General features: G+C 40.7%; 12 protein-coding genes. All 12 read left to right on the plus strand.

Annotated elements, in window-relative coordinates:
• On the plus strand, positions 1-876 hold an 876-nt coding region (locus AC29Z1_RS03820), incomplete at its 5' end, for a hypothetical protein (protein WP_488270135.1).
• 142 nt (positions 877-1018) lie between these two features.
• The gene (locus AC29Z1_RS03825) at positions 1019-2446 is read left to right on the plus strand and encodes an LPS-assembly protein LptD (RefSeq protein WP_488270136.1); all 1428 of its coding nucleotides are present in this window, start codon (positions 1019-1021) and stop codon (positions 2444-2446) included.
• 49 nt (positions 2447-2495) lie between these two features.
• Positions 2496-3494, plus strand: coding sequence for a bifunctional heptose 7-phosphate kinase/heptose 1-phosphate adenyltransferase (locus AC29Z1_RS03830; RefSeq protein ID WP_488270137.1), 999 nt, complete (start codon positions 2496-2498; stop codon positions 3492-3494).
• Positions 3491-3961: a D-glycero-beta-D-manno-heptose 1-phosphate adenylyltransferase gene (rfaE2, locus tag AC29Z1_RS03835; RefSeq protein WP_488270138.1), complete on the plus strand. Its 471-nt coding sequence runs from the start codon at positions 3491-3493 to the stop codon at positions 3959-3961. Before AC29Z1_RS03830 ends, rfaE2 begins: the two co-directional genes overlap by 4 nt.
• A gap of 29 nt (positions 3962-3990) precedes the next feature.
• Positions 3991-5010, plus strand: coding sequence for a lipopolysaccharide heptosyltransferase II (gene waaF, locus AC29Z1_RS03840; protein WP_488270139.1), 1020 nt, complete (start codon positions 3991-3993; stop codon positions 5008-5010).
• 139 nt (positions 5011-5149) lie between these two features.
• Complete coding sequence (locus AC29Z1_RS03845) at positions 5150-6232, plus strand: glycosyltransferase (protein ID WP_488270140.1); 1083 nt, start codon at positions 5150-5152, stop codon at positions 6230-6232.
• Positions 6233-6342: 110 nt separating this feature from the next.
• The gene (locus AC29Z1_RS03850) at positions 6343-7143 is read left to right on the plus strand and encodes a polysaccharide deacetylase family protein (RefSeq protein WP_488270141.1); all 801 of its coding nucleotides are present in this window, start codon (positions 6343-6345) and stop codon (positions 7141-7143) included.
• Positions 7144-7179: 36 nt separating this feature from the next.
• Complete coding sequence (locus tag AC29Z1_RS03855; RefSeq protein ID WP_488270142.1) at positions 7180-8286, plus strand: glycosyltransferase family 4 protein; 1107 nt, start codon at positions 7180-7182, stop codon at positions 8284-8286.
• A 22-nt stretch (positions 8287-8308) separates the two neighbouring features.
• Positions 8309-9073: a glycosyltransferase family 32 protein gene (locus AC29Z1_RS03860; RefSeq protein ID WP_488270143.1), complete on the plus strand. Its 765-nt coding sequence runs from the start codon at positions 8309-8311 to the stop codon at positions 9071-9073.
• A 106-nt stretch (positions 9074-9179) separates the two neighbouring features.
• The gene (locus AC29Z1_RS03865) at positions 9180-9914 is read left to right on the plus strand and encodes a lipopolysaccharide kinase InaA family protein (RefSeq protein ID WP_488270144.1); all 735 of its coding nucleotides are present in this window, start codon (positions 9180-9182) and stop codon (positions 9912-9914) included.
• Between the two features lie 24 nt (positions 9915-9938).
• Positions 9939-10904, plus strand: a complete 966-nt coding sequence (locus tag AC29Z1_RS03870) for a glycosyltransferase family 2 protein (RefSeq protein ID WP_488270145.1) — start codon at positions 9939-9941, stop codon at positions 10902-10904.
• 40 nt (positions 10905-10944) lie between these two features.
• Positions 10945-11985, plus strand: a complete 1041-nt coding sequence (locus AC29Z1_RS03875; RefSeq protein WP_488270146.1) for an O-antigen ligase family protein — start codon at positions 10945-10947, stop codon at positions 11983-11985.
• Positions 11986-12043: the final 58 nt, after the last annotated feature.

Genomic DNA, 12043 nt, shown 5'->3' on the forward strand with positions numbered 1-12043 from the left:
GCATTTGCTGTTCCCGTTTCGGCCCAATCTGCTAATGATCTCACCGCTATCGGTAAACTGGCAGTTATCGAAAAAGCTGTCTTTGGTACAGCCCAAACAGGTTCTCTGACTGATCGGCTAACCAAAGTGGAAGAAGTTGTCTATGGTAGTGAAAATTCGGAAGCCCTATTGCCACGTGTGGATAAACTGTATACTGACATTCTTGAAACTACCGAAGAGGCTCCATCAATGTTAATTAAGCTCAATTCGGTAGAATGGACGCTGACACGAAGTGTAAGCAATAACTCCATCAAGGCGAGAATTGATAATCTTGAAACCATTATGAACGGTAGCCCTAAAGCTGGTTCGTTACAAGACCGTTTGGACGGACTTCTCGAGCTTGCTTACGCAAACGGCCATGTGGAAGTTGTTAGCATTCTTATTCCGAAAGATACTCTGATCAAGATTAAGACCCTTTCCACTTTGAACAGCAAAAAAAGCCGCGAGGGCGACAGCGTGGCTTTAGCCGTGGCTGAGGACGTATATGTCGGTAATGTCCTTGTCCTCCCTAAAGGAGCTACTGGAACCGGGAAAGTGGTAAAAGTAACTCCGAGAAAAAATTTTGGCCGTGATGCCAAACTTGAAATAAGCTTTGATACACTCAAAACAATTGATGGCAGTACCATTAATATTTTTGTTGGTGAAAAAGCCGAAAAAGAAACTAAATCAATGGCCAAAGCTGCAGGTGCCAGTGTTGCTGGTATGATTGTCATGGGACCCGTAGGTGTCATCGGGGGTGCCTTTGTCAGCGGCAAAGATGTTGAGATTCCTATTGGCAGCCAAACCTACGTGCAAACCCAAGAAGACGTCGAAATATATGGGATTACTGTAAAATAAAAGGTGAAAAACCTTATAAAAAGCCGCATTTTAGCGGCTTTTCTACATATTACAAGGTATCTCAAAAAGGAATAGTGCAATACGTAGCGAATAAACATTAGATATGTAACTTTTTATCTAGGACAGGAGAATAGTTAGCGCTATGCCTAATAATAATAAAATTATGCTGGGGATCTTAGCTTTTTCTATCGTCTTTGGCGGACTTCATGTCAGCCAGGCGCAAGAAAACCAAACCACCCATTCCACGACAGCGGTTACAACCGAACAAGCCTCACAGGAACAAAATGCCTCAAAGCCTTCTAAAGCGCCAATTGTAATTGAAGCCGATAACCTGTCTTTCAGTGATGAAACAGGTGACATTGTTGCGCAAGGAAATGTTGTAATCACCAACCAGGGGCAGAGGGTAGAGGCTGAACGGATTAATGGCAATACAAAATTAAGTGAAATCTGGATCGACGACGAAGCACGTTTTTCTCAGTCAGATTCTAATTTGTCAGGCTATCACACGCTATACAACTACAAACTGAAAACCGGCAGTATGGAAGATGTCAAAGGTCAAATAGGCCGTAAATACGTTGCAGGGGAGCTAATCAATATCTACCCAGATCAGTATGTCATCAACCATGGGTCAACCACTAACTGCCCGGCCAAAGTACCTGACTATCATATCAGCGCTGATAAAATTGAGATTTGGCCTGGCGAGCAATTGATTGCGTATAATGCTAAGTTTTGGATTGGAAATAAGGTTATTTTTTCCTTGCCCAAGTATAGGCAGTCGCTAGCCAATGACCAAAAAGCCTCTTTTCCGCAAATCGGCTATGATAGTGATCAAGGGATTTATATAAAACAGCATATTGATTATCCTTTGAATGACAGACTTTCGGCCATTGCTAACCTTGACTACTATAGTAAGGCTGATTTTAAACCTAATTTCGGGCTGTTGCAGCGGGAGAAAAACTTCTCTATCGGCGTAGTCCAAGGTCATTTTTTGGACGATGATGACAACTGGATCAAAAAAGAACCTGAATTCAAATTTTCTTATAACCCTCACCGATTAGGAAACTTGCCTGTCAGCTATACTTTTACGGCTATGTACGGTAAATGGAAGGACGACGATATAACAAGCTGGCACCAGGAGTATGAGCTGTATTTTAAACGTGATCCCATTAGACTGAGTAATTCCATGAACTTGTATCTCGGAACAGGCTTTGAATATATACGTGAAAGCTACAACGATTCATCCCAAGATATCTTTAAATTTGATGCTGCTTTAACGAAAAAGTGGTCTGAACGCCTCAATACCTGGGTAGGCTATCATTATACCCAACACAATGATACCCTGTTTGAATATGATAGTGACGATCTCAACCGTGAATTCAAATCCGGCTTTATCTACAAAATTGACAAAATGAATGCCATTGGCATAACCCGAAACTATAACCTAGACCAAAAACGGGTAGAAGATCTGGACTATACTTGGTATCGGAACCTCCATTGCTGGGAGGCAAAAATTACCTACCAGGCGAAAGAGGACCGGATCAAATTTGATATCAGTACCATTCGCTGGTAATTGTGATGAATTTTCGTAGGTAACCTCTTCTCTGAAAGGAGACTTAGTTGTGTCTCAGCATCTAACTCATCTAATTGACAACCTCCAAAATAAAAAAATTATGATTATCGGCGATATGGTAGCTGACATTTACCTGGAAGGAAAGATCTCCCGCATATCCAGGGAAGCACCTGTTCTTATCCTGGAACATGCGGGAGAAACCGTTGTACCCGGCGGTGCCGCTAATGCGGTTCACAATGCTGCGACATTGGGAGGCCAAGTATTTGCGGTGGGCATTATTGGTGACGATAATGCTGGTCGGCAGTTAATCCAAGTTCTCAATAGCAAGAATGTCAATACTCAAGGATGTATTGTTGACCCTTCCCGTCCGACCATCACCAAAACCAGGGTAATGGCGGGAGGGCAGGCAACTGTTCGTCAGCAGGTTGTTCGCATCGACCGTGAAAGCAAACATGCTCTGGCAGAGAATGTCAAGCAGCGGTTGCTTCACTATGTTGAAACCCATATCCACCAGATGGATGCGGTAGTCATTAGTGATTATGGAAGTTATTCTGTTTTTCCTGAGTTAAGAAACACGGTGATTGAAGCCTGCAATCAGGCAGGAATACCCTCCATGGTAGATTCCCGTTATAATATTATGGATTATAAAGGCATTAAGCTGGTTAAGCAAAATGAATCCGAAGCTGCTCAAGCTCTTAGACTTACCGACCTAGATCCAGACTCACTTAGGCATGCTGGCAAAACCTTACTAGAATGCCTTGCTGCTGAAGCTATATTAATCACGCAAGGGCCGGAAGGCATGACTTTGTTTGAACGTTCAGGTGCAATATCCCACATCCCAGTTAGCAACAAGAGTGAAGTCTATGACGTCACTGGTGCTGGAGACACCGTTGTTGTTACTATGATGCTGGCACTTGCCGCTGGGGCATCCTACTATGATGCTGCTCGCTTAGCCAATATTGCCGCTGGTGTAGTTGTCCGCAAACCTGGGACAGCTACTACCACTCCGGCAGAACTGAAACTAGCTATTGGAGAGTATCGTCAATGAAAATTATCGACAGAACCGATATTGCAGCTATTGTTCAGCAATTAAAAGCAGCCGGTAACACGATTGTGTTTACTAACGGCTGCTTCGACATACTTCATGCGGGGCATGTGCGTTATTTAGCCGGTGCTCGCGCTTTAGGCGATTACTTAATTGTCGGTCTTAACAGTGACCAGTCGGTGCGTGCTCTCAAGGGACCTACCCGCCCCGTCAATCCTCAGGAGGACAGAGCCGAAGTTTTAGCCGCTTTAGCGGCAGTGGATTATGTGGTCATCTTTGACGAGACCACTGCCGAAAATCTAGTGTCAGAGATAAAACCTGATATCTACGCTAAAGGTGGCGACTATACCATCGAAACCTTGCCTGAAAGCAAAATTGTAACAGCGTATGGCGGTCGTATCGTCTTAGTGCCTGAAGTTCCTGGACGATCGTCCAGTAATATTATTAAGAAAATAAGCGGAGAAGCATAAAAATTAATCTCCTCTGCAGGAGGTATCACTTGAGTTACCGTAATATTCTTATCGTCAAACTTAGCGCCATCGGCGACGTTATTCATGCGCTGCCAGTTGCATCAGCTCTCAAACAAAAATTTCCCCAAGCCAGCATTACCTGGGTGGTGGAGAAGCCGGCGTATGATTTGTTAACCAATAACCCCAATATTGATGAAATTATTATTTTTGATAAAGCCAGCTTTAAAACATTGGGAGGTTTTCTTAGGCATGCTCCCGGTTTTATTAGTGATTTACGCAGGCGTCGGTTTGATCTGGCTCTCGACCTACAGGGGCTGTTTAAAAGTGCAGCCATTACCTATCTAAGCGGTGCGCCTAAACGTTTTGTGTATTGCAATGCTCGGGAATTAAGCAATAAAGTGAGTCAGCAGGTATGCGGTCCCAATAGCCATGGTCATATTGTTGAACGCTATTTAGATGTGGCCAGAGAATTAGGCTGTCATGTCGTTATGCCAGAATTTACTATTAATATTACGGAAAAAGAAGCAACCTCGGCGACCGCTATCGCGAAACAGGCTGGATTAGACATAACTAGCCCCTATATTGTATTAATTCCTGGTACCAATTGGCCAAACAAATGCTGGCCGCCTGGACATTTTGCTCAATTAGCGGAAAAATTGTTTGAACAGCACCTAATTCCTGTTTTTGTCGGCACCAACGCGGATAAAACCGCTATGGACGAAATTGTCGCCAATATGATGATTCCACCAGTGGATTTAACTGGCAAAACTACTCTTAAGCAATTGGCCTATATTATCAAAAATGCCAAAGCCGTTGTTGCCGGTGATACGGGTCCCATGCACCTGGCGGCAGCTTTAAATACTCCGGTAATTGCGTTATTTGGCCCTACAGATCCGTTAAGGAATGGTCCTTATGGCTTAGGACATACTGTGTTGACCGTAGACCGTGCATGTCAGGGGTGCTGGCAGCGAAAATGTCCGGAAGGTAAAGCTTGTTTGGACATGATCAGTGTTAACGAAGTGTTGACGGCAGTAACAAGGTTCCCTTGATAGAGCTAGGTATTGAAGGAGCAAAATTTCCTACTAGTAAAATTTTAACGTATTTTAGATAGCAGACTTTTACAATATATGTTAGAATGATTTGATATAATTTGTAAAGCTGCAGATGGTGATTGTGGGAGGAGACGTTTTGAATATATTGTTGGTTGTACCACGCCTCAACATTGGTGGAGCAGAGACCTATGTTGCTACGACTGCGGTCGCATTACAGCAAATGGGTTTTTCCGTAAGTGTTGCATCAGGCGGAGGAATATTAGCCGATTTTCTGCAGGAAAAAGGAATCAAACATCACTTTGTTCCTATACGCTTCAATATCCCACTATCGGCTTATAGATTGAAACAAATTGTTAAAAATAGTAAAATTGATATTGTGCATGCCAATTCTGCTGCTGCCGGAATTGCAACTGTCCGGGCAACGCAGCGGCTTGAGATTCCGGTCGTGTATACGGCGCATGGAATATTTGGACACATTACCAAAGAAATGGTTCTTAAACAATGTGATAAAATCATTTGCGTCAGTGAGTACGTACGCCGCTATGCCCTAGAGAAAGGTTTTGCACCAGATAAGTTGGTCACTTTGTATAGTGGTATTGACTTGCAAAGATTTAACCCCAATAATAAGAAATCAAATGCTATTCGTAAAACCCTTGGTATACCGGAAGATGCATTTATCATTGCCATGGTATCTAGAATAAAAAATTTGCATAGCAAAGGTCACGAGGATATGTTAAAAATTTTGAAGACCTATAATGGAGCGCAAAACTGGCATTTGTTAGTAATTGGGAAGGGTAAAGGATTATGGAATTTAAAGTATCATGTTTGGAGAAATAACCTGTATAAGCGAGTACATTGTCTGGGACATATGGCTAATGTTCAAGAGGTATTAGTTTGTGCTGATGCTCTGGTGTTGCCATCCCGTTTTGAAACCTTTGGCTTGGTATTGGCTGAATCCATGGCTTTAGAAAAACCAGTAGTGACCTACGCCGTTGGCGGTACGCCCGAGGTGGTCGAGAATGGGATTACTGGTTTTTTGGTAGAGAGAAATAACCTGGATGAATTATACCAACGGTTACTAATGCTTGCTGGTGACAGAAATCTTCGTATCGCGATGGGGCAGCAAGGACGAAAGTTGGTAGAAGAACGATTTAATAATGATGTTATGATGAAAAAGCTTGTGGAGATTTATCAGGACGTATTCAATGCGAACAGATAAACAAAATATAATCAAAATTAATTGTGTTGTATTATAAGCGTATTTAATTTTTGCTTATAAATAATTGGGAGAAGAAAATGTTAGTTTACATACTTTTGCTAATTTTCTTGATGATTTTGTGTTTTCTTGCTGTACTTTACATTACATTTCGTAACCGTATTCCCATTTTAATGTATCATCGCATAGCTGACGTTCCTGGAGAAAGAAATTCCTTGCCGCCGGAAAAATTCAAACAACAATTGGATTATCTAAAAAGGCATGGCTATACGACCATATCTCTTAATGAATTATATCAACACTACCAAGAAAAAACGCCGCTTCCTTCCCGACCAATTATTTTGACTTTTGACGACGGCTATGAAGATAATTATACTGTCGCACTGCCGTTGCTGCGCGAGCGGAATATGAAGGCGACAGTGTTTCCCATTGTTAATTGGATTGGCAAGGAAAATAAATGGGAAAATTTTAAGCATCAAATTACCCGGACTATGGACTGGGACAAACTACGCCAGTGGCAGGCTGCCGGGATGGAAATTGGTTCGCATACCCTGGAACACCCATTTCTGACTCAATGTGACGAAATCAGACTGGAGCAAGAATTGAGAGACAGCAAATTGTTGTTACAGAAAAATCTTGGAAACACGATTGAATTTCTGTGTTACCCATACGGTTTTTTTGATGCCAAAACAATACAGATTGCCAAGAAGGTAGGTTATAAAGGTGCTTTAGCTATATTTGATCATGCACCTTTGTGGCACCAGAATATATTTGCATTACCAAGAATACCTATTCCTGCGAGACAGCCTTTATGGGAATTTGCTCTCAAAGTTTCCCGGTTTCATATTATCTTTATTCTGTTACGCAAGCTAGAACGTTGCGGCAAACGATTAATTCGCAAGTCAAAAGCTTGAGTGCAAGTTCTAAATATATACAGGAAAGGGATTTGTGTGAATATTTTAATCGTTTTTTCGCAACCATGGGCAGTGGGTGGAGCTGAAACCCATGTTGTTGGCTTAGCCAAAGGACTAGTTCAGCGGGGCCATACAGTATATCTGGCTGTGCATCGCAATGCATCGCTACAATTGGATGGCATAGTAAAAAAACAGTTTATACTCGATTTTAGACCTAAGAACCCGCTCCGTTATTACAACGTAGCGCACCAGGTTGCACAGATTGTTCAGGAGTATGACATTGATATACTTCACGCACATCAGCGAACATCAGGGTATGTAGCGGCTTACGCAAGATATTTGACCCAAGTTCCTTTCCTAGTCACCATTCATGACCCATGGAATCGAGCTTACGGTAAAAAAATCCATGCCAAGATATATGATCACATTATTACAGTCAGTGAGTTTTTACGAATCCGATTTATTAATGAGTTTGGTTTTTCCCCGCAGAAGGTGCATACTATTTATAACGGAGCTGACCAGGAACGATATAATCCTGCAGCATTTGATCCCATAAAAATTAATGCCCTGCGCCAAGAATTTCAGATTAAACCACAAGACAAAGTTATAAGTCTGATAGCTCGTTTATACAAATCCAAAGGGCAGCAGTATTTGATTGAGGCTGCACCTCGTATTGTGGAGCGTTTTCCCCAGGTTCGTTTTTTACTAGTCGGTGATGGTCCGCATGAGAATTTGTTTCGTCGGCGGATTCAGGAACTGCAGCTGACTGACCATTTTATTTTTAGCGGTTATCGTCAAGATATACCGGAAATGATTGCGATTTCCGATATTGTTGTGCGTCCCTCGGAAATGGAGGGGTTGCCGATAAATGTAATCGAGGCGATGCTGATGGCCAAGCCGGTCATTGCTAGTCGCATTGCTGGTGTTCCAGAAATGATTGACCATGGGGTCAACGGACTGATGATCGAGGTTGGCGATGTTGCTGGTTTGGCGGAACATATTCTTTTTCTGTTGGCTGATGAAGCTAATCGTACTGAGATTGGCCTGGCTGCTCGCAGGACGGCGCTGGCGAAATTTAGTATTGAAAGCTGCGTGACAAAAACAGAAGCCTTATATTTTGAAGTAACCGGCAAGCGGAAATAGAGTGGTGAGAAGAGGTATAAGCATGAATTATGACCAAGTAGCGGTCATCCCCAAAATTATACATTATTGCTGGTTTGGCGGTGCCGAATTGTCGCCCTTGGCTAACCAATGTATAGCTAGTTGGAAAAAGTACTTGCCAGATTATGAACTGAGATTGTGGAATGAAGACACGTTCGATGTTAACAGCAACAGGTTTGCCCGTGAAGCTTATGAAGCTAAACGGTGGGCGTTTGTGTCTGATTATGTGCGGGCTTATGTGCTGTATGAATATGGTGGGATTTATATGGATACCGATGTGGAAGTGCTGAAGAACCTGGATTGTTTTTTGGTTCATCCAGCATTTTCTGGTTTTGAAAATAATGATCTTATTTCCACATGTATTCTTGGAACCATAAGCAAGCATTGGTGGATGGGCGAGCTTTTGGAATATTATGAGAATCGCAGCTTTTACCGGGAGAATGGGAGAGAGGATATTAAGCCTAATACTTTTCTACTTAGTGAGTTATCTAAAAAGCACGGATTTCTGATAGGAAATCAATATCAGGTACTGGATAACGAAGTTCATATTTATCCTAGTGACTATTTTTGTCCCAAGAGTCCTCGGAGTAATGAGATTGTGCTTACCGAAAATACATACACCATTCATCATTTTGAAGGCTCATGGCTGCCGCTAAATAGACGAATAAAGAAAAACCTTCGCTTATTTTGGATGCGGTTGTTTGGTAGAGAACGATATGATGCCTTTAGTACTTTTTTAAAAAGAATGGGAAGGAATATAAAACGATAGTATAAGCTGATTAAAAGCTATATTGGCTCGGGCATCCTTTGAGTAATTTTGTTATAAGCGGAATTTTTCTTAAATTATTATTTTTCAATAGAGGAGAAAATTAGAGTTGGCACTAAAAAAAGAGAGATATAATTCGGAAATTACTCTTTATTATAAAGATGTATTGCCCAAGGAATTGGCAGATTCTATTATTCGGCATATTTGGTATAACCAAGAATCTGACGGTGAGTTTGAACTTATTCGTAATATAAGGGCAAAAGTCTATAAAATGAAAATTAAAGATAAAATTTACTACTTAAAATGGTATGTACCTCTGCATACAAGTAAAATACTGAAGAATTATTTTAGACCTGCGGATGCTGTACGTTATTTTAACCTTTCTGATAAGCTTGCTCAGGCTGGTGTTGCTATTGCGCCGCCGGAGTTGGCAATAACAAGGAAAACTGGTCTGCGACCTGCAGAGAGTATTTTTGTAACCAGGGAAGTTCCGGGTGATGACTTGCATAAATATCTCCTTGCAGGCGCTCAACATGATCCTCAACAAAGAAAGCAAATTATTAGTCAGTTTGCCTTCATATGGAGCAAATTGATTCGGCTTAATCTTGTACATCTTGATCCTTGGCTAGGAAACTTTATTATCCATCCTGGACAGAAACCCGGAGATATTCAAATTGAATTGATTGATGTCGATAACATCTATCCCCGGCCGTTGCTGCCACGCAAGCTGCTTTGGCTATTAAATGTAAATAGATTGAATTATAAGCTAAAAAAAGTAAATTTTGCTGTAACCCAAGCGGAAAAAGAGTTGTTTTTAGCTGAGTTAGGTAAATTTTTGAAATGACAAAAAAAGCAAGAGGGGAAAAAATTGGAAACCATAGTATCTATTATTATGCCTGCATACAATGTGGCCGCATATATAGGAGAAAGCATTAAATCAGTTATTAATCAGGAATATACAGCATGGGAACTTATTGTGGTTAATGATGGATCAAGTGATTCTACTGCCGCGGTTGTAAAGTCTTTTGCCGAAAAGGATTCCCGTATTAAGCTTTACGAGCAAGAGAATTGGGGGGTTTCCGCTGCTCGTAATCAAGGTATTAGAATGGCTATGGGTAGGTACATAGCTTTTTTGGATGGGGATGACTTATGGGATAAGTCCTTTCTGCGAAAAGTCGTTGCAGCGAAAGAGCTACACGATGTTGACATGGTGTTTAGCGGATATCAAAAAATGGATAAGCAAGGCAGACTTAAAAAATTTCGATTTCAATATGCTGACGGAGATATATTATTGCTGTATGTAAAAGGTATAGTTGGTATGTGTATTGGCTCTGTGCTTATTGATAAAAAACTTCTTGTGCAAAATAATATCCTTTTTACAGAAAACTGCGACATGGGAGAAGATACGGAATTTTGGATAAAAGTTATTTCTATAGCTAAAGTTCAAGCTGTCCGGGAAAATTTAATGATATATCGAACAAGAGCCGATTCTATCCGTCACTGTGCTTTTAGATGGGAGAAAAGTTTACAAAGAATAGCAGTTCTAAAACGCAGTATAGAATATGTGAAAAAGCATCGTGGGAATCATGTAGAGACCGCAAATATTTTAAGTATTATGCAGGAAAATATAAGGTTCCTTCGGTACCGATTATTATGGCGAATGGTTAAGCATGGAAATCATCGTGAAGCCTTGGCAATGATGGCGGAACCGGAATGCATTGCGGAACTGACTCAAATTAACAAAAAAAAATTGAGTATGAATCAGCAATTGCAATATAATATTGTTTTGTCTAGAAACCGACTTTTATGGAACCTCTGTGCATTGCTTAGATGATAGATTTTCAAACTATAAAATGACGGAGAGGATATACTTTATGAATTATGCTGGCCGAATGCCCAAACCAATATATATTAGTCTTTTTTTCTTCTTGCTAGCCAGTATTCCGGCCGTTCTAACTGCACACAAGATATCTTTCAGTCTTCATGGCTTTTTAGTTTATTTAGCAGGTATTTTAATTTTTTTTGGAGCTTATATCACTATCCAAAAACAAAGACTTGGAATTGTAGTTAAAGCTTTATTTCTGCAGATAACTTTTGTTACTGCGAGCAGTATCTGGACTATTTACCAAAATATAGAAATGAAAATTCCAAGACCAAACGGCCTTTTTTCAAATGTGAATATTATGGCGCAAATGCTGGAACTTAGTTTGCCGATTTTCATTATTCTTGCTTTCAGCAAATCTATAAAGGGTATTCAAAAATGGCTAATCTATGGCGGCATTATTGTCAATATTTTTGCTTTATTGCTTACACAATCGCGTGGTGCCTGGATAAGTGCGGCCATAGCTTTAGGAATACTACTTTTTTGTGTAATAGGATGGCGGGGAATTTTTATTGGTTTGATTACTGTAGGGGCAATTGCTTCTACCCACTATAAAGCCATAGCAACTCGTATTTCGACTCTTGCAACTGTCTATGATCCGGTGAATATTGAACGGATGAATGTTTGGCTAACGGCTCCTAAGATGATAATAGATTTTCCGCTTGGCATGGGGTTTAATAACTTTAAATTCTATTATCCTTCATATATGATTTCTGGTGCTAAAGAACTATTAATGCATCCTCACAATCTGTTTTTGGGTATTGCCACAGATGCAGGAATTCTTGCAGTTATTTCATTCACTTGTTTCTTGTTTTTCCTTGCGAGGCACATTATAAAAAATATTCGATATATATCGGATACATTTTACTATATGTTAGCTTCGGGTAGTGCAGCAGCTTTGTCAACTGTAGTACTGCATGGTATGGTCGACTATACAATTAGGAAACTGCCTGTTATGATGCTATTTATGCTTGAGGCAGGTTTTTGTATAGGTATTATTGACTATTACAAAAGTATGGATAATTCCAGTTAGACGGTAAGCGTCAAATCAACACCACATGGAAATAAAAAACCACCTGATGTACGCTAAA

Source organism: Sporomusa sp., assembly GCF_057736855.1.